This window comes from Acinetobacter lwoffii (assembly GCF_019343495.1).
GTDB classification, from domain to species: Bacteria; Pseudomonadota; Gammaproteobacteria; order Pseudomonadales; family Moraxellaceae; genus Acinetobacter; species Acinetobacter lwoffii_P.
Genome location: NZ_CP072549.1, coordinates 2421933 through 2440870, shown reverse-complemented (window position 1 = coordinate 2440870; position 18938 = coordinate 2421933). Strand labels below are relative to the sequence as shown.

Annotated in this window: 21 protein-coding genes and 2 tRNA genes; 12 read left to right on the top strand and 11 right to left on the bottom strand. The window is 44.2% G+C overall.

Going from position 1 to position 18938, the window contains the following annotated elements:
- Positions 1-114: 114 nt before the first annotated feature.
- On the top strand, positions 115-1170 hold the full coding sequence (locus tag J7649_RS11485) for an AAA family ATPase (RefSeq protein WP_219308144.1): 1056 nt from the start codon (positions 115-117) through the stop codon (positions 1168-1170).
- 17 nt (positions 1171-1187) lie between these two features.
- On the opposite strand, the gene J7649_RS11480 is transcribed toward J7649_RS11485, so the two are convergent.
- Complete coding sequence (locus J7649_RS11480) at positions 1188-1601, bottom strand: PH domain-containing protein (protein ID WP_219308141.1); 414 nt, start codon at positions 1599-1601, stop codon at positions 1188-1190.
- Positions 1602-2187: 586 nt separating this feature from the next.
- On the opposite strand from J7649_RS11480, the gene fadB reads away from it, so the two are divergent.
- From fadB to J7649_RS11455, 5 genes are all read left to right on the top strand, one after another.
- Positions 2188-4338 (top strand): fatty acid oxidation complex subunit alpha FadB, encoded by a 2151-nt coding sequence (gene fadB, locus J7649_RS11475; RefSeq protein ID WP_219308139.1) that lies wholly within the window; start codon positions 2188-2190, stop codon positions 4336-4338.
- A 12-nt stretch (positions 4339-4350) separates the two neighbouring features.
- Complete coding sequence (gene fadA, locus J7649_RS11470) at positions 4351-5523, top strand: acetyl-CoA C-acyltransferase FadA (RefSeq protein WP_004729264.1); 1173 nt, start codon at positions 4351-4353, stop codon at positions 5521-5523.
- 367 nt (positions 5524-5890) lie between these two features.
- Complete coding sequence (locus J7649_RS11465) at positions 5891-6256, top strand: hypothetical protein (protein WP_219308137.1); 366 nt, start codon at positions 5891-5893, stop codon at positions 6254-6256.
- Between the two features lie 194 nt (positions 6257-6450).
- Positions 6451-7338, top strand: a complete 888-nt coding sequence (locus J7649_RS11460) for a hypothetical protein (RefSeq protein ID WP_219308136.1) — start codon at positions 6451-6453, stop codon at positions 7336-7338.
- A 151-nt stretch (positions 7339-7489) separates the two neighbouring features.
- The gene (locus tag J7649_RS11455; RefSeq protein WP_219308134.1) at positions 7490-7870 is read left to right on the top strand and encodes a hypothetical protein; all 381 of its coding nucleotides are present in this window, start codon (positions 7490-7492) and stop codon (positions 7868-7870) included.
- 95 nt (positions 7871-7965) lie between these two features.
- On the opposite strand, the gene tehB is transcribed toward J7649_RS11455, so the two are convergent.
- The 7 genes from tehB to J7649_RS11420 form a co-directional block, all read right to left on the bottom strand.
- On the bottom strand, positions 7966-8829 hold the full coding sequence (gene tehB, locus J7649_RS11450) for an SAM-dependent methyltransferase TehB (RefSeq protein ID WP_219308132.1): 864 nt from the start codon (positions 8827-8829) through the stop codon (positions 7966-7968).
- Between the two features lie 216 nt (positions 8830-9045).
- Entirely contained in the window at positions 9046-9318 is a 273-nt protein-coding gene (locus tag J7649_RS11445) for a hypothetical protein (protein WP_071852129.1), read from the bottom strand.
- Positions 9319-9427: 109 nt separating this feature from the next.
- Positions 9428-10177, bottom strand: a complete 750-nt coding sequence (locus J7649_RS11440) for a hypothetical protein (protein ID WP_004729250.1) — start codon at positions 10175-10177, stop codon at positions 9428-9430.
- Between the two features lie 225 nt (positions 10178-10402).
- Entirely contained in the window at positions 10403-10900 is a 498-nt protein-coding gene (locus J7649_RS11435; RefSeq protein ID WP_219310110.1) for a hypothetical protein, read from the bottom strand.
- 224 nt (positions 10901-11124) lie between these two features.
- A tRNA-Phe gene (locus tag J7649_RS11430) sits at positions 11125-11200 on the bottom strand.
- Positions 11201-11337: 137 nt separating this feature from the next.
- Positions 11338-11413, bottom strand: a tRNA-Phe gene (locus J7649_RS11425).
- Positions 11414-11616: 203 nt separating this feature from the next.
- Complete coding sequence (locus tag J7649_RS11420) at positions 11617-11994, bottom strand: GNAT family N-acetyltransferase (RefSeq protein ID WP_004278652.1); 378 nt, start codon at positions 11992-11994, stop codon at positions 11617-11619.
- A 96-nt stretch (positions 11995-12090) separates the two neighbouring features.
- On the opposite strand from J7649_RS11420, the gene hisB reads away from it, so the two are divergent.
- The 6 genes from hisB (at position 12091) to J7649_RS11390 (ending at position 16760) form a co-directional block, all read left to right on the top strand.
- On the top strand, positions 12091-12684 hold the full coding sequence (gene hisB, locus J7649_RS11415; RefSeq protein WP_004729244.1) for an imidazoleglycerol-phosphate dehydratase HisB: 594 nt from the start codon (positions 12091-12093) through the stop codon (positions 12682-12684).
- The gene (gene hisH, locus J7649_RS11410; RefSeq protein ID WP_086044210.1) at positions 12684-13301 is read left to right on the top strand and encodes an imidazole glycerol phosphate synthase subunit HisH; all 618 of its coding nucleotides are present in this window, start codon (positions 12684-12686) and stop codon (positions 13299-13301) included. The genes hisB and hisH overlap by 1 nt, the downstream gene beginning before the upstream one ends.
- Positions 13302-13432: 131 nt before the next feature.
- Positions 13433-13951: a DUF805 domain-containing protein gene (locus tag J7649_RS11405; RefSeq protein WP_219308130.1), complete on the top strand. Its 519-nt coding sequence runs from the start codon at positions 13433-13435 to the stop codon at positions 13949-13951.
- A 102-nt stretch (positions 13952-14053) separates the two neighbouring features.
- The gene (locus J7649_RS11400; RefSeq protein WP_219308128.1) at positions 14054-14713 is read left to right on the top strand and encodes a 3'-5' exonuclease; all 660 of its coding nucleotides are present in this window, start codon (positions 14054-14056) and stop codon (positions 14711-14713) included.
- Between the two features lie 317 nt (positions 14714-15030).
- Positions 15031-15765, top strand: coding sequence for a 1-(5-phosphoribosyl)-5-[(5-phosphoribosylamino)methylideneamino]imidazole-4-carboxamide isomerase (hisA, locus tag J7649_RS11395; RefSeq protein ID WP_005095189.1), 735 nt, complete (start codon positions 15031-15033; stop codon positions 15763-15765).
- A gap of 65 nt (positions 15766-15830) precedes the next feature.
- The gene (locus J7649_RS11390; protein ID WP_219308126.1) at positions 15831-16760 is read left to right on the top strand and encodes a DMT family transporter; all 930 of its coding nucleotides are present in this window, start codon (positions 15831-15833) and stop codon (positions 16758-16760) included.
- Positions 16761-16819: 59 nt separating this feature from the next.
- On the opposite strand, the gene J7649_RS11385 is transcribed toward J7649_RS11390, so the two are convergent.
- From J7649_RS11385 to J7649_RS11375, 3 genes are read right to left on the bottom strand one after another with little or no spacing between them, the layout of a single operon-like run.
- Positions 16820-17215 (bottom strand): DUF4870 family protein, encoded by a 396-nt coding sequence (locus tag J7649_RS11385; protein WP_219308123.1) that lies wholly within the window; start codon positions 17213-17215, stop codon positions 16820-16822.
- A 20-nt stretch (positions 17216-17235) separates the two neighbouring features.
- On the bottom strand, positions 17236-17862 hold the full coding sequence (locus J7649_RS11380; protein WP_180180837.1) for a DUF1294 domain-containing protein: 627 nt from the start codon (positions 17860-17862) through the stop codon (positions 17236-17238).
- Between the two features lie 27 nt (positions 17863-17889).
- Positions 17890-18837: a homoserine kinase gene (locus J7649_RS11375; RefSeq protein WP_219308121.1), complete on the bottom strand. Its 948-nt coding sequence runs from the start codon at positions 18835-18837 to the stop codon at positions 17890-17892.
- Positions 18838-18938: the final 101 nt, after the last annotated feature.

The window sequence follows — 18938 nt, the reverse complement described above, 5'->3', positions numbered from 1 at the left end:
GTCGGGTTATCCCCCCAATCTATAATCCTCACGACATAACCTGATTGTTAAAAGCTATAAATTTCAACCTTTAACTTTGTTATGCTCAAAAAGTCTAGTTTTGAGATGATTCGCATGACCCTGCAGCAATCGGACATTCATATTGTTCAACCCTCCACCCATAGTCTGTCTGAACGTGATCGCCTGATTGGCAAACCGCGTTTTCATTTCGAGCCAAATAATGTAATGCAGCTGCTACGTGAACGGATTATTGGGCAGGATGCAGCCCTAAATGAAATTGAAAAAATGCTGCATGTGGTCAAGGCAGATTTTTCCAGTCCGGATCGCCCTTTGTCGGTTACCTTGATGCTAGGTCCTACTGGCGTCGGTAAAACAGAAACTGTGCGTCTGATTGCCGAAGCGATCTATGGCCGCCCGGATGCCTTTTGCCGGATTGATATGAATACTCTGGCACAGGAACATTATGCAGCGGCTTTGACCGGCGCACCGCCTGGTTATGTGGGATCAAAGGAAGGTCACAGCCTGTTTGATGAAACTGCGATTGCCGGCAGCCACACCCGGCCCGGCATCATGCTGTTTGATGAGCTGGAAAAAGCCAGTAACGAGGTGATTCGCGGCTTGATGAACGTGCTGGATACTGGCCGGCTGACTTTGACAGCGGGCACTAAAACTATCGATTTTCGCAACTGCATGATCTTTATGACCAGCAATGTCGGGGCACAGGCGGCGCAGCAATATCTGGACAAACTCAGCTATCTGCCTGAGAAAATGCAGGCCCTGTGTCTGAAGCGCGTTCCCACCCAGCGCATCATTGAAAAAGTCATGCAGCGTAAATTCGACCCCGAGTTTCTGAACCGGATTGACCGCAGCCTAAATTATCAGGCGGTACAGCATGATGCGCTGCCACGTCTGGTCGAAATTGAACTGGATAAACTGAACAAGCGCTTGCAACATCAGCAACGCAGCGTGCATTTAAGCGCTTCAGCCAAAGCCTATTTCTATCAGGACCATGATATTCGTTACGGCGCCCGACATTTAGGCCGCAAGATGCGTACCGAACTGGAGCCGATTCTGGCGCTGTATTTTTTAAACCAGCCTGAGCAGTTCAGTCTGCATCTGGACTGTGTCGATGGACAGCTGGTGGTTCTGCCTGAGCAAGCAAAAGCTTAACTAAGGCAGACTCGATATCAGTTTTTATTCGGCTGAAGCACCTGTATAAAAGCAGTTTGATCTTTGGGTGAAACCAATATAAATTTCTGCACGCCCACATCAGTATAGTCAATCCGCAGACGCTTTAAAGATAAGGCTGGCGCAATGATAGAGTGGTCTGTGGGCTGAATGGATTGGATTTCACTTAACGGAATCTTCCAGCTTAACCACAGGCTTTTTATGGTCAACACCCCATTGTCCATAACATAGCGCGTACTCCACAGCGGCCACCATAAAATGATAATAGTCAGGACATAAACCGCAGTGTGCAGCGGATATTGCTGCATAGTGCCTTTGGCCTGCATGGTCAGCAGTAGTTGCAGCAACAGGCCACTCATACAAATCACAAAAGCCAGCAGCCACCAGTCTTTTTTAGAACGAAATACGTGCATCGATATCCCCCATATCTAAGTGCAAGATCATCATAAACAATTCCATAGCAGATGACAGTGATTCAACCCGGCAGGATGGAAATTATTTTAAATCACACATCGACAGGATCGTTCCCATTTTCGATCTCATCAGAAAAGTTCAGTAACTCAAATGATCTAATACACTGTTATTTGTGCTGATTAAATACTATCAGCAAAGACCTGAAAGCCCTGCGCTCAGCATACTTCGAGGCTAAAAATGGCAAGTTCAAGGATAGAAATTGACTGAATTGACAAAACTCCGCTAGAAATACACCTTGAAAATCAGTCACCCTGCTCCATATTTATCAGGCTGATTGATAAAAAATAATGAATTGAAACAGAATCTTTGGTTCATCGGGCTATAAGAAACTGAAAGGAAAAATTATAACCGGTCGGATCAAGCCGGCAGAAATTGATGACCATTGCGTCACGGCTTGATACAACTTGTTATGTTCTTTTTGGATATAGTTATCGTAAGATTAGCGAAGTCAAAAAGTGCGCGGGACATGCGCACTTGCTTCACAACATCAACTTAGAAGTCCTCCAAAATAAAGGAGATCAGGGCATGATCCACGCTGGCAATGCCATTACCGTCCAAATGCTTGAGGACGGGATTGCAGAATTCCGCTTTGACTTACAAGGTGAGTCCGTTAACAAATTCAACCGTGCAACGATTGAAGATTTCAAGGCTGCTATCGAAGCCGTCTCCCATGCCGATATTCAAGGTCTGATTGTGACTTCAGGCAAATCTACATTTATTGTAGGTGCTGATATCACTGAATTCGGCGACAACTTTGCTCAGGGTGAACAAGCGATTGTTGACTGGGCAATGCCAGTACATGAAATTTTTAACAGCTTCGAAGACCTCGACATTCCTAAAGTGGCTGCCATTAATGGCATGGCACTCGGTGGTGGTTTCGAAATGTGCCTGGTGTGTGATTACCGTGTCATGTCAGAACAGGCGCAAGTGGGCCTGCCTGAAATCAAGCTGGGTATCTTCCCGGGCTTCGGTGGTACAGTGCGTTTAAGCCGTCTAATCGGTATCGACAACGCGGTAGAATGGATGGCAATGGCCAATCCTAAGAAGCCAGCTGCTGCACTGAAAGACGGCGCAGTCGATGCTGTCGTTCCTGCTGACAAGCTACAAGATGCTGCACTTGATCTGGTAAAACAGGCGATTCATGGCCGTTTAGACTGGAAAACCAAGCGTCAGGAAAAACTCGATCCAGTTAAACTCAGCCCGATCGAACAGATGATGGCGTTTAACTCATCGAAAGGCATGGTTCTGGCCAAAGCCAATCCGGCTCAATACCCTGCGCCAAAATTATTGCTTGATTCATTACAAACGGGTGCGAGCCTGCATCGTGATGACGCGCTGAAAGCTGAAGCTGAAGGCTTTGCCAAAGCAGCAGTCACACCACAAGCAGGTGCCTTGATCGGTTTGTTCCTAAACGACCAGATCGTGAAAAAAACCTCGAAGCGCTATGAAAAAGGTGCGCATCCAGTGAACCAGGCGGCTGTTCTAGGCGCAGGTATCATGGGTGGTGGTATTGCTTATCAGGCAGCAAGCAAAGGCACACCGATCATCATGAAAGACATCGGTAACCCGCAACTGGCTTTGGGTATGAAAGAAGCCAATGGCTTACTGACCAAACAGGTTGAACGCAAGAAGATGAAGCCTGCGCAAATGGGTGAAACGCTTGCACGTATCCGCCCGACTCTCAGCTATGACGAATTCAAAGAAGTCGACATCGTGATTGAAGCGGTAACGGAAAACCCGAAAGTCAAAGGCATCGTGCTGAAAGAAACTGAAGCCAAAGTTCGTGATAACACCATTATTGCTTCAAATACTTCTACGATTTCAATCACGCGTCTGGCTGAAAATCTGGAACGTCCTGAAAACTTCGTGGGCATGCACTTCTTTAACCCGGTACACATGATGCCACTGGTTGAAGTGATTCGTGGTGCGAAGACTTCTGACGAAGCGATTGCAACCACAGTCGTTCTGGCTCAGAAGATGGGTAAAACACCAATCGTGGTCAATGACTGCCCGGGCTTCCTGGTGAACCGCGTATTGTTCCCTTACTTCGGCGCATTTGACCTGTTGCTGAAAGATGGCGCTGACTTCCAGCAAATCGATAAAGTGATGGAAAAATTCGGCTGGCCTATGGGCCCTGCTTACCTGATGGACGTGGTCGGTATCGACACTGGCGTACACGGTGCAGAAGTGATGGCTGAAGGCTTCCCTGATCGCATGAAACCTGATTTCAAAGGTTCGATTCAGGTGATGTACGAAAACAAACGTCTGGGTCAAAAGAACGACGTTGGTTTCTACAAGTATGAACTTGACCGTAAAGGCAAAAAAGCCAAAGTGGTTGATCCAACTGCGTATGAGCTTGTGGCCTCTGTTGCAACTGCGGAAAAACGTGAATTTGATGCTCAGGAAATCATTGATCGCATGATGCTGGCTTTCTGTAACGAAACTGTTCGTTGCCTGGAAGACAACATTGTAGCCACTGCTGCTGAAGCAGATATGGCCATGATTATGGGTGTTGGTTTCCCTCCATTCCGTGGTGGTCCATGCCGTTACATCGATCAAACCGGTGTAGCTGAGTATGTTGCGCTTTGCAATAAGTATGCGCACCTTGGTAAAGCTTATGAAGCGCCAGAAATGTTGCGCGAAATGGCTGCTAACAACAAAAAATTCTACGGTTAAGGAGCAACGTGAATGGCTACTTTAAATCCACGTGACGTTGTCATCGTTGATGGCGTACGTTCAGCAATGGGTAAAACCAAAAACGGTATGTTCCGCAATGTACGTGCTGACTCGATGTCTGCTGAGCTTGTCCGTGCCCTTTTGGTACGTAACGAATTTGACCCGCATGAAGTTGAAGACGTAATCTGGGGCTGTGTGAACCAAACCCTAGAACAAGGGATGAACATTGCCCGTAATATCGCATTACTAGCAGACCTGCCGAAGACTGTTGCAGGTCAAACGGTGAACCGTCTTTGTGGTTCGTCTATGCAGGCGATTCATACTGCGGCTGCGCAAATTGCAACGAACCAGGGTGATATCTTCATCATCGGTGGTGTTGAGCACATGGGCCATGTCGGCATGATGCACGGCATCGACCTGAACCCTGAAGCGTCTAAGCATTATGCTAAAGCGTCGAACATGATGGGCTTAACTGCTGAAATGCTGGGTCGCATGAACGGTATTAGCCGTGAAGAACAGGATGCGTTTGGTGTGGAATCACATCGCCGTGCCTGGGCTGCGACTGAAAACGGTCTATTCCAGAATGAGATCGTCGGCATTGAAGGTCATAATGCAGATGGCTACAAAATCCTGTGTGATATCGATGAAGTGATCCGTCCAGATGCGAACCTTGAATCGTTCAAATCTTTGCGTCCAGTCTTCGATCCGAAAGGCGGTACAGTAACTGCGGCAACATCTTCAGCATTGTCTGATGGTGCTTCTGCAATGTTGTTGATGTCTGCTGAACGTGCTCAAGCTTTAGGTCTTAAGCCACGTGCTGTGATTCGCTCTATGGCGGTTGCGGGCTGTGATGCTGCGATCATGGGATATGGTCCGGTTCCGGCAACGCAAAAAGCGTTGAAACGCGCTGGCTTGTCAATTGCTGATATCCAGACTTTTGAATTGAACGAAGCTTTTGCTGCACAAGGTCTGTCTGTTCTTAAAGGCTTAGGCATTTATGACAAGCAAGACATCGTGAACCATAACGGTGGCGCGATTGCATTGGGTCACCCATTGGGTTGTTCTGGTGCGCGTATCACAACAACATTGTTGAACGTGATGGAACAGCAAGATACACAAATCGGTCTTGCGACGATGTGTATCGGTCTTGGTCAAGGTATTGCAACAGTGATCGAACGTGTTTAATTCTTAAATACGTAGATAAAGAAAACCCCGCTTAGTGCGGGGTTTTTTTATATATTCTTAAATTTTCTCTTTTTCATTTGCGTTCATTTGCGTTCATTTGCGTTCATTTGCGTTCATTTGCGTTCATTTGCGTTCATTTGCGTTCATTTGCGTTCATTTGCGTTCATTTGCGTTCATTTGCGTTCATTTGCGTTCATTTGCGTTCATTTGCGTTCATTTGCGTTCATTTGCGTTCATTATCCAACAGTATTTCAATCTAATAATTTTATTTTTCTCATCTTTTATTCATTATTTTTTCATGCAAATATTGCGTGTATGATTATTTTGTGTACAATATTTTTAGAGTAAAAAATCTAAAAGGTGTATCGTGAATAAGTATATTGAAGAAGTAAAAAGCTCTCCTTTGTATCTTACAACTGAAGATCTCGAAGACTTACCACCGGAATTAATTGATCAGCTCAACATTACTGAATCCGATAAAAAAGATATGTATTTGGCAAAATTGATTGATAAATGCGGCGGAATCATCAGTTTAGATAAGTTACTTATTGCAATATATAAAGATTCTAGTGAGATTTACGAAAGAAATAAGTTGATGGCACGACTATATCGAATGTCACAGAAAGGGTTGATTTATACACACCCTTCTAAAAAAGGACAATATTCTACAAGCAAGTGGAATATTGAAAATGAAGAAGCAACTGATGAGGAGGGAAAAGATGAAAATCTTTAATGAAAAGTAAAAACGGCTTAAGTACTGGAATACTTAAGCCGTTAGATGATTTTTTATAAAATCTTTAAATTTCAAAGCCTAAACTGGAATTTAAGACTGATTGAAATTATTCTCTATGGAACGAGAAGTTTAATATTAGTCCAAGTTCTGGTTTTAGGCAATACATTCGCGCCTAATTCATAAGGACTAATCCTATGCGCTTTTCAAAAAAATTTAGTATTACCGACCCTACCCCTGAGTTTTTTGATATCGATATTTATGCAGACACCAAGAGATTCGTAGATCCATACTGCATTAGTCAGACGCCAACACCAACAGGTGTAGCATCTCAACGATGTATTAATTTCTTTATGAAGGAACTTCTCACATCAATTCAGAATCAAAGTCACACTCGATCAACCTATTTATGTTCCAAGTTTAATGAACCAAATGGCACAAGACTAGGTTATTCAAAAATTAAGAGAGATGGGAGTGGTGCTGGTGAACATCTAGCAGCTCTTTTTCTTGAAGAGTTAAAAAGAATTCGCCATTTGATACAAAGTGGTATTTTTAATTATCTGGAAGAATGCTCGCTTCTATGTAATGAATTAAAATTTGATCGAATCTCCGATATCACTATAGATATTATTAAACTTCCTTTGATTAATTTCACTCAAGACCAATGCCGTAAATATGGTATTTCTATGAGAAAAACTAAATCAAAGTTAAGTTATTTTTGTATAACTAGTGGTCTATGGAAGGAAGATTACTTTGAATTACCACATATTGATGATACTGATGAGTTTTTAATTCTTATTCCAAGAACATTCATTCCTAGTGTCCCCACCTACAACCCACTGTATTTTTATACAAATACAGCTCAGGAACATTTCAAAAAACAGGCTATCTTTAATAATGATTCCTGTTTAAGTAGAGATCGTAAAGGAAATATTCAGGTACTTAGTAAAGACTTAAGAAGCTCTGAGAAATATAAACCCAATAAAGGAAATATCATAAGAGGTATCATTGAAAATCCTCAACTCCTGATTAAATTTAGGAATGAAATAGCAATGGATATCTATCGAAGAAACTTTAGAAAATAGAAAAGGGAGCCTTGGCTCCCTTTTCTTTATAAATGTTATCCCTTTGTAAGATTGGTTTATTTTTCAACCAATAAAACCATATTTATGAAGCACTTAAATTTTATAAATGTATGATCAAGCCTCTTTTTTCTATTTCCTTAAAAAGGTTGATATGAACATGCTTAAAACAATGATCGCGACTGCAATTGTAGCGACTTCTGCATCTGCAATGGCAACTGAAGCTCAAGTTGCGCCAGCAACTGTTGTAACCAAAACAACCCAAACTGTTGCTAAAGAAACTGCTGCACCTGTACAAGCGAAAGTTGAAGCTGCTCAAGCGACTGTTGCTGCAACTCAACAAGCAGCTGAAACTAAAGCTGAAGCAGTAAAAACAGAAGCAATGACTCAAGTAGAAACAGCTCAAGCTACAGCAGAACAACACGTTGAAGCTGCGAAAACTGAAGCAGTAGAAACCAAAGACACGGCTGCTGAAAAAGCAGAAGTAAAAGCCGAGAAAAAAGGCTGGTTCTCTTGGTTTAAAAAAGCAGCTTAAAATTTTTTAAGCATAAAAAAAAGATGTCATTCTGACATCTTTTTTTGTTTTGGATGATTTAATTTATTTTCAGAAATTAAAAGACTTCATCTTATTTAAACCTTTTGCGCCAACATGGTGGCAAAGTGCTGTTTAATCCGCTGGCCCTGCTCATCGACACGATACAGCTCACCGATATCTTCATTGTATTTCACAATATTCCAGCCCTGATAATATCTTCGCAACTCTCCCGGCTGAAAAGCAAATGGAAAATCGGCTTGTGCCGGAATATCTGGCGTATCCATGGCACAGACAATCAGGTTATAGCCACCCGGCACGGTCGCCTGCTGCATCTGTGCAATGAGCGGTGGAATGGTTTTCGCCTCAAGGAACATCATCACCACGGTACAGTAGATAAAGTCATATTGGCCTGCAATACTGGTATCCGTGTTGAGATCGCGGCGCTGTACCTGCACATGATCAATCTGCTCGGTCTGCACAATCTGTCTTAAGGTTTGCAAACTGTTTTCGTTGACATCCCAGGCATCGACCTTAAAGCCGTTCTGGCTCAAATAAAGCGCATTACGCCCTGTACCGCAGCCGACGTCCAGCGCACGGCCACCTTTTAAATAGGGCATGGCGGCCAGTACTTCAGAATGGGTAGGATTCAACTGATATTTCTTGATGAAGTAATCCTCAGGCCGGCAGTAAAAACGCAGCTGGCATTCGACATCTTCACTGGCAGAGACAATTTTGTGCCAAGCCTCAGGCTCAATAAATGGCGGTTGCTGCTCTGGTGTAAACACATGCTCGGATTGCACTGCACCAGATTCTTCCAGCATGGCAAAATGCAGCTCACCTTTTAATACTGTCAATTTCGCCCAGGTACCCGCTTTGGTATTGTGCTGATTCTTGAAGCCCTGAGGAATACTCTGCTGGGTCCAGACTGGAAGTTCCTTATAACATCTCAACTGTTGCATAATTTTTTGCCCTCCATATCATCCATGCTCCGCCTGTCATTCTTTTGGCAGCGGTAATTAATTCAGCATAGCCTGTTCAAATCGGAATTGGAATCAGCACCTGTTCGCGCTGTGCCGATGCAACAGCAAGATCAATACCAGTTTTCTATCAAAATAAAAAAGCTGCCTCTCTTGAGACAGCTCGGTTATCTATCAACGAGGAATATGACGATTCGATTAATGCAGCAGTTCCGACTTTAGCCAGTTGATGTATTTGTCCTGATCCATAAAATCCGGTGCGCTCCCCAGATCCAGACTGAAATACTGCTGATTGAACTGAATCACAATCTGTTCGGTATAGTGCCAGTCCTCGATCAGCGTGAAATATTGATTCAAGAACAACCGGTTCTTGTCCCCGTTATTCATCCTTTCTAATTTTGGATCTGTTTTATTTGCGACAAACTCACCGTACACCTGCTGAATATCAGCAAAAACCTGAATTGTTTGCATGACTCACCTGCTTGAATGTTATGTCGTGATCTGTGCGACCCCTTCAATTTAGCAAGCGAGTTTGAACAGCAGATGACAGTCCTATGGCAATCCTGTCATCTAGGTCATGCTACAACTTGTTTTCAACCGCTTTCTGATTGGCAGTCGCCACTCGTTCCATCTGTTTATTCAAGTGCAGCATTTCTTTATACAGCGCATTAAATTCTTGCACGGCTTTATCGTCATAGAACATAAAGGTGTTATTTTTCTTTTGCCATTTATGCTTTTTCAGTACTGCAAATAAGGCATCAGCCTTGGCCAGCGTCTGTTTTTCAATTTCAAAAATGACATGTGCATTACTATTTTGCTGACTGTCTTTCAGGGTCAGGCTCAGTTGCTGGCGATAACGGTTTTTAATATCCAGTTGTTGTGCCTTGTCGATCAGCTCGGCATCGCGCTGCTGGATTTTCTGCTGATAGCTGTTCACAATCTGATGGACTTGCTTGAGCATGGCTTCAGTTTCTTTATAGCCTTGTGCCTGATCCTTAGCCAAGCGGTCGATATTCAGAAAATTCTGCCAGTTGGCGGCTTTTAAGTCGCGTAGATACTGATTGCGTTCCTCGGCACTATCGCGCAATTGCCCCAGCATAAACTCAGCCATGATGGCATAGTCACCATCCAGACGGTCATCTTCAAGTTCAATCTGAATCGGTTTAGACCAGTCCTGTGCCTGCTGCGCAATGCTCTCGGTTTTTTCTTCGAGCACGGTTTCATATTCGAGCAGCTCGGCCTGATGTTTTTGCTGAACCGAATTCTGATAAAACAGCCCAATAAAAATTGCCAGTGTCACAGCGGCTACAATCATAAAAACACGCGGCATGTATACGCTCCAGCTCTGTCAGTCAGATCTTGTTGATTTACATCCACTATGCTTATTTTTTAAACACAATTCAAGGCATTTGATTTTTCCAATAATATGTCTAGCTTAGACAGAAATTGCTCCTCTCACAAAGCCACCCTTTCCAGCACCCTATTTTGTCGATCTCGTTGCATGACAGCTTGAATAAGCTTGTTAAACAAAATTATCTAGACCGACAGGCGCACATTATGGGGAATTAAATGGCAGGCTCAGATTCAGCCGGTTCGGATCGAATTGTTCCCGAACAATATTCACATTGGTGGCATCGCGGTTAATTCCAAAAGGTTGCAGCAGTACATATACCCCATTTCTTGGGTCTGAAGACTGCAAGCCCTGTGCGATGGCCAATACATATTCGCGAAACACCACAGGCAAGCTATCCAGATCAGGATCGGCAGGTGCACGCATCACATCAATATTCGCCACTACGTCGCCGTCCACGCTATAGGCTTGAATTTCACGTTCAATTTTCATCAGGCGCATTTGCAGGGCCTTACGCTGGCTGTTCTGCTCCTGATAAGGCAACATTTTTTCAGTCACGGCGCGCAGTTCCGGTTCCGCCATGACAGTCAGAGTCGGCAAGACGACGGAATCAGCAGCAGGCGCAGCATGGCTTAATATCGGTAGGCTAAAAGCAGTACAGACCGTAAGAAAGCCGAGTTTAATTGGTGTTAGGAGATTCATCATTTTCACCCTCGTTTGGAAAAGGGAAAGCGTCAAAGCTAAATCTTACAAATAATGCCAGTGCCTATTGTTAAGTTTGATAAACGGTCAATCAGGAAGAAAAAAGCAGGAAACGTCGAAAAAGAAGAAGTTGAAACAACTGAAAAATAGAAAAGAATAATGTTGATCTGGCTTTGGTGCAGGCAAAAAAAATCCCCAAACCAAGTTTGAGGATTTTTTGAATATGGTGGCGAGACCCAGGATCGAACTGGGGACACACGGATTTTCAATCCGTTGCTCTACCTACTGAGCTATCACGCCGATGCGGTGTATTAAGCCGTATCTGGCCTCATTAGTCAATCAAAATTATGAAAAAAATATTTGAGTGACTGATTTTTGGCCTAAAAAAAATCCCTGATGGGATCAGGGATTGAAAACTTTGAAATCGTTTTAAAATATGGTGGCGAGACCCAGGATCGAACTGGGGACACACGGATTTTCAATCCGTTGCTCTACCTACTGAGCTATCACGCCGATGTCGCGTATTAAACAGTTTCAGCTGTAAATCGTCAAGAGCAGAGAGAATAATTTTCGTCAAATGTTTACTTTTCCATCAACTCGCGTCAATTTGAGTCATAAATCGAACAGTGTTTACCAAAGACTTCAGCAATAAAACAGATTTAAGCGCTTATTTACATAAAAAAGCAGCCTAACGGCTGCTTGATATTGCTCTATCTTCAGATTTTTTCCAGATTGGCCAGACAGCGATGAATGGCCCCACAGCCTGGCACGAAGTTTTTCACGCCTTTTTCTTCTTCCATGCGGCAGACCTCACTCACCAGCCTTTCTGCAACGCCACGACCGCGATTGGCCGGATGCACCACAATATTTTCCAGAATCCGGCTTTCGCCCTGTCCGGTGCACCAGATTGCCCCAATAATTTTGCTATTAAATTCTGCGCTATAAACTGAGGTATACTGTGCAAGGTTTTGCTCTAGTTGTTCCATGGCATCTGCCCCGTCACTAAATTCAGGGCTCGTGTCATACAGTCGCTCAAGCTGGCTGCGCACTTCGTCATTTTCTAAAGAAGTATAAGCATGTACGGTGATAGGCATTGATAAACCCTCCTGAGCAATCTAATATGCGGTGACTTCGTCACGGCGAAAATATTTTCTACATCAATCATTTTGACGTATTTGAGGAACGTGTCTATGACAGATCGTATCAGTGAAGTGGTAAGAAATACCAACGAAACCAAAATTCGAGTTCGTTTGAATCTCGACGGTACTGGTCAAGGCACCTTAAACACGGGTATTCCCTTTTTAGATCATATGATTGATCAAATCAAGCGTCATGGCCTGTTTGATATCGATATTCATTGTGATGGTGACCTGGAAATCGACGACCATCATACCGTGGAAGACTGCGGTATTACGCTGGGTCAGGCTTTCGCGCAGGCACTGGGTGATAAAAAAGGCCTGAAACGCTATGGTCATTTCTATGCGCCACTCGATGAGTCTTTAAGCCGTGTCGTGGTAGATCTGTCTGGCCGTCCGGGTCTGTTTATGGATATTCCATTTACCCGTGCCATGATCGGCCGTTTTGATGTGGATTTATTCTCTGAGTTTTTCCAGGGCTTTGTAAACCACTCCTTGATGACGGTACATATCGACAACCTGAAAGGCAAAAACAGCCATCACCAGATCGAAAGCGTATTTAAAGCATTTGCGCGTGCGCTGCGTATGGCCTGTGAAGTGGATCCACGTGCTGCCAATACGGTAGCTTCAACCAAAGGTACACTGTAATGACCCGTATTGCCCTTCTTGATTATGGCATGGGAAATTTGCACTCTGCGGCAAAAGCATTAGAACATGTCGGTGCCACAGTAGATGTCACCAATGATCCAAAACTGATTGCACAAGCAGACAAGATTGTCTTTCCGGGCGTAGGCGCGATGCGTGACTGTATGCAAGGTATGCATGAAGCGGGGATTGATGAAGTGGTACGCAATGCCGTATTTAACAAACCGGTATTGGCCATTTGCGTGGGTATGCAAGCCTTGATGCAGCATTCGGAAGAAAATGGCGGTACCGATGCACTGGGTATTTTCGAAGGTGCGGTCAAGCATTTTCCGGAAATGGCAGGCTTAAAAGTGCCGCATATGGGCTGGAATCAGGTGCATCAGGCTGATCCAGAGCATCCGATGTGGAACAATATCGAACAGGATGCACGTTTCTACTTTGTACATAGCTACTATGTAGAGCCACAAGATTCAGACCTGGTGGCAGCTACTTGTACCTATGGCATCGAGTTCTGTACCGCAATTCATAAAGAAAACCTGTTCGCGACCCAGTTCCATCCGGAAAAGAGTCATACCGCCGGTTTGCAGTTATTGAAAAACTTTGTGGACTGGAAAATCTGATTTTCCTTTCGCCTAAAAAGCTCGCAGATTGCGGGCTTTTTTGTTGATTATTTTTTACACTTTTCATTTATAAAAAATCTCTTTATCATAGAGTTGCTTATAAAAAATCTAATGAAAACAAAGGAAAAATAATGAGTAATACAATTCAGGATTCGGGGTGGAATGCATCAGGACGTTTTGGGCGACGTTCTTATATCGCATGGAATATGCTGCTGGGTTTTTGCTTTATGATCATCGGGATCATTGCTGCTTTCATTTTACCTGGAATGAGTCCAGAGACTTTAGATGGTAAAATGTCCATGCCTTTAATGGCGCTGTTGGTTTTGATCTACGGCGTTGCGATTTATTTTAGCGTGATTTTTTTAATTCGTCGTTTACATGACCGTAATCATAATGGCTGGCTTTCTTTACTGATTTTTGTGCCGGTCGTAAACCTTGTCTTTACACTTTACCTGTTATTGGCACCCGGTCACAACGAAAGTAATGAATATGGCCCTCCACGCACGACACGTGACTGGGAAACGCTTTTGGTGGTGCTGTATCTGGTACTTGCAGTTATTTTGGCAGCCTTTGCTGTCCCTGCTTATCAGAATTATGTTGAACGTGCTCAACAGGCGCAGATCGAACAGAGTAGCTATCACACTGATTAATCCTTGTTAAATTTTGCATAAAGCCCATTCTGCATGGGCTTTATTTTGCCTAGAACAGCAAAAGTGATTAAGCTGAACGCATTCATTTCATGATTAATGCGTATGGAACAGCGGCTGGACATTTTACCAAGCAAGGAACAAATTCAGGCCTTTCCTGTATTTCAAAATCTTCCGATGCAACAGATTCAGGTGATTAATAGCATGGAACAATGTTATGCTCTTGAACAGGAGCTAAAAAGCCATGCAGTCCTGGGTTTCGATTCTGAATCCAAACCGACCTTTAAAGTTGGTGAGGTTTCTACCGGGCCACATCTGATTCAGCTGGCCACTTTAGATAAAGCCTATTTATTTCAAATGAATGATTCGATCTGGGATTTTCTTAAACCGATCTTTGCCAGTCGCGAGCAGATCAAGGTCGGTTTTGGCCTGAAAAATGATGCGCACCTGTTCCGTAAAAAAGGCATTGAACTGAATAGTGTGATTGAACTGTCCAAATGTTTTAAAGCTTTTGGTTTAAACAATCCGGTCGGATTAAAAAATGCCATGGCTTTGCTATTTCAAGTAAATTTTCCTAAATCCAAACGGATTAGTACCTCGAACTGGGCCAGCAAGAAGCTCAGCCCGGCACAAATTGATTATGCAGCCGCAGATGCCTACGCGCCCGTGCTGGTATTTGAAGAATTACTACGTCGGGATTTATTACCCAGAGAGATTCCCAATACTTCATTAAAATTAAGAATCCCTCCTTCATCGACGGCTTAAGCGCTTAAGTGGCGTGTTGGTTCTGGCAACTTAATGTCGCATAAAAGCTGGGATGAGCGCGTTCGATGAGAGAGCTGTGACTTTAACAGGTCTTACAGCTTCGATTATCGATCCGCTCAGTACACGACCCGTTGTGGAAAATCTGATTGCCATTCAAGAGACGGATCATTAAAACCATTAAAATAAATTACCTCACTGCTACCTATCTATGGACAGGTTTTCTTTATTCATACCGTTTAAGAGTTAGAAATTTCGACTTTATTTGCTAAGATGAATACACTCAAATTCATTCTAAAGATTAAGCAAGGAGCGAAAGCATGCTGATCATCCCTGCAATTGACCTGAAAGATGGCAAATGTGTCCGTTTAAAACAAGGTCGTATGGAAGACGATACCGTATTTTCAGACGATCCGGTCGCAACAGCACAGCATTGGGTAAATGAAGGCGCTCGCCGCTTGCATTTAGTAGATTTAAACGGTGCTTTCGCAGGTACGCCAATCCATAAGCCAGTGGTTGAAGCCATTGTCCGATCTCAGCCTGATTTGCCGATCCAGATTGGTGGTGGTATCCGTTCTCTGGAAACCATCGAGCATTATCTGCAAGCTGGTGTTTCTTTTGTGATTATTGGCACCAAAGCAGTTCAGGATCCTGAATTTGTTGAAGAAGCATGTCAAAAATTTGCCGGCCACATTATTGTGGGTATTGATGCCATGAATGGCATGGTGGCAACAGATGGCTGGGCCAATGTGACTGATGTCAAGGCTACTGACCTAGCGAAACGTTTTGCCGATGCTGGCGTGTCGAGTATTGTCTATACGGACATCGCGCGTGATGGCATGATGCAGGGTGTGAATATTGAGCAAACCGTGAATCTGGCGCAATACTCAGGTTTGCCTGTGATTGCATCTGGTGGTGTAACCAACCTGGATGACGTACGTAACCTGAAAGACCAACCAGGTATTTTAGGCGCAATTACCGGTCGTGCGATTTACGAAGGTACATTAAGCTTGCGTGAAGCACAGTTGTTGCTAGATGAGCAACAGGCGCTATAATTAAGCTTGCTGTAAAAGAGGTCTTCGGACCTCTTTTTTATTTTTTAATTTTCTGATCTCCTGGCATGTCTACACTTATTTCCAAAAATCACTCCGGCTGGATGGTGAAAGCGCCGCAACTCGCCCTGATCCTGATCACCATTATCTGGGGCGGCAGCTTTATTACCGTGCAATACGGGCTGAACTTTAGCAGTCCGATTATGTTTGTCGGCCTGCGCTTTGCTGCGGCAGCGCTTGCTGTCACCCTAATTTCACTGAAGTCGCTAAAAGGCATGAACCTGAAAGAGGTGTTCGCTGGCGCGGTAATTGGGATCATGATCGCCATTGGCTACGGCACCCAAACTGTGGGTTTGCAGACCATCAGCAGCAGTGAGTCGGCTTTTTTAACGGCCTTGTATGTTCCGCTGGTTCCGATCCTGCTCTGGCTCATTTTCCGTAAAAAACCGCATGTCATGACCTGGATCGGAGCGCTGTTTGCCTTTATCGGTCTGGTGTTTTTGACAGGAAATGGTTTTGCTGCGATTCAGCTCAGTTTCGGGCAAACCCTGACTTTGCTCGGTTCGATTGCGATTGCACTGGAGATTATTTTTATCAGCCATTTTGCCGAGCAGGTGAATGTACGCCGGGTCACAGTGCTGCAACTGATTTTTGCCTCCCTGTTCTGCTTTATGATCGCACCTGTTTTAGGTGAATCTCAGCTACCTGAATTTCACTGGCATCTGGCAGGGATTTTAGTCGGTTTAGGCATTGCCAGTGCCTTGATCCAACTGGTGATGAACTGGGCTCAGCGCATGGTGGATCCTTCGCAAGCAGCGATTATCTATGCAGGTGAACCGGTATGGGCAGCCCTGTTTGGCCGTCTGGCCGGAGAACGTTTACCGTCACTGGCTTTATTAGGCGGATTGATGGTGGTACTTGGCGTAATTGCCAGTGAATGGAAACCAAAGTTTTTAAGAAAAGATCCAACAGAACAATTAAAACAAGATCTTTCTTAATTCTGCTAAATCCCCCCTTAAAAAAGGGGGATTTTTTCTCTGGGGAAATACGGCTAAAATTATTTGCTATACATCGGTCTATTGTCATTTAAGCGCATGATGCCGCGAATCGCCCGATACACCATCCAGATCCAGGCCAAAACCACCACCACTAAACAGAACGCCGATGCGCCAAATGCGACCCCTGCAAACAAGTTAGGATCTTCGCCGGTAAAGAACAAAAAGAAAAATGGAATAAAGGCGACGATATTCCAGAACAGATACCACCAGAAACTGCGGATCTGCCAGGTAAAATGGCTTTCAAAGATGGAACCGCGCACATCGCGCCGTTTCACATAGTTAATGATTAGCGCCACGACAGCCAGCAGGCCAGCACTAAAAATGGCCACAATATATAAAATGTACAGTGCAAAAGTCAGTGTACGGTTTGAGTCTTTATCAATGGAATAGTTCACGTCCCCTCCTGGTACTTCCCCTAGATATTTAAACTATTCAACGGGGAAATCAGCCATATAATCAAAATGATGTTAAAGGCTATGGTACAAAAATATATCTGCCGGAAAGGTTGTTTTTGTGTTTTATGCCGTAATTTCTGCTGTGCCAGCCAGGCTGCCGGCCAGCCGCCTAAGAAAGCCACCACATGCAGAGTGTTTTCCGGAATACGGCGATTACCCAGCTGTGCCGCTTCCTTATCTTGCGCATAGAGCCAGTAGCTGAGCGCATTCATCAGGCTGACCAGCAACAACACCAGTCCACTCAGTAAACTACCCAAGGTCAAAGCCACCAGAAAAAGAATATAGAGCACACAGGCAATCTGCATCGGCTGTAATTTCTGTGTCTGCTGTGGCTTGGACGGTTTGAATTTTGCTTGCAGGCTTTTGGCTTGTACTGCTTTCAAGTACATCACTTGTTGCGCACGATAACGGCCGCGTTCATCCAGAATCACCAGATAATCCAGCGCACAGCCCACGATTGGACGTGGGCCAGGCTTGGCAAAGTCCTTGATATGCAGAAATACGCGATCTTTGGCCGGATCACTAGGCTGGATAAAACCATAACCCTGATCATCAAACCATTCCACCAAACGTCCCTGATCGCGCATATCCCCTATCCTTTTTAATCTGTTTGTTTAAGCGGTGACGAATTTTAAGCGTTCAATCAGCATATTACGCATTTCGTCCGGATTTTTTTGCAAAATATCTTCGCCGGTCCGGCCTAATGCTGCATTACGCTGAGCCACCTGCAGGCGCATCATCCAGAACCGTCCTGCCGCCATGGCCAGATACAATTCCAGACAGGCGCGTTCATCACTGGTTAAAGAACGAATCGTTTCATAGGCATTTAAAAAGGCAATCGCTTTTTCTTCGTTTAAGATTACGTCAGGATATTCGGTACAGAAGTCATTTAACGTAATGGCGATATCAAACAACCACTCATCTTTATTCAGCTCATAAAAATCCAGAATGCCATTCAGCTGATCGCCTTCAAATAAGGTATTGTCACGGAACAGATCGGAATGAATGAAACCGCGTGGACGGTCTGGATATACCGCCGTCAACGCCTCATATAAACCTAATAATTTGCCGAGCAAGACTTTATCTGCCGGACTCAAGCTCGGTTTGATCTCTTGAGAAACGGCTAGCCAATACGCATGATCACGCACGAAATTACGTTGCAGTTTAAAGTCTTTGAGAGCCACATGCATTTTTGCCTGAGCCACTGCAATCGCTTCAACTTGTGCGACGGTAGATGGCATCGGATGCTCACCCATCAGGCGCGGTGCAATCTGTGCCGGTTTATCTTTAATGCGGTGAATGGCCTTGCCTGAATGCGACAAAGGCACAGGAACGGCCAACCCGGCCTGACCCAGATGTTCCAGAACCGGAACCAGCTCACCTGCCGCCTGCTCATCCATATCTTCAAACACCGTCAATACATATTGTTGGTCTTCGCAGACTAAAAAGTAGTTGGTATTTTGAATACCGCCTTGAATGGGAATCAGATCAATCGCCTTTAAACCATAAGGCGCTGCAAAATCCTGAACTTCCTTTAAAGTCAAAGTGGTATAAACCGACATAGAAAACCTGCGAAAAAACTTACATAATTTTGCTAGAATACCGTTTCCATCTGCCAAGGTGTAGCGCTTGCGTGGGTGAGTTTCATAATCGGCTGTAATAA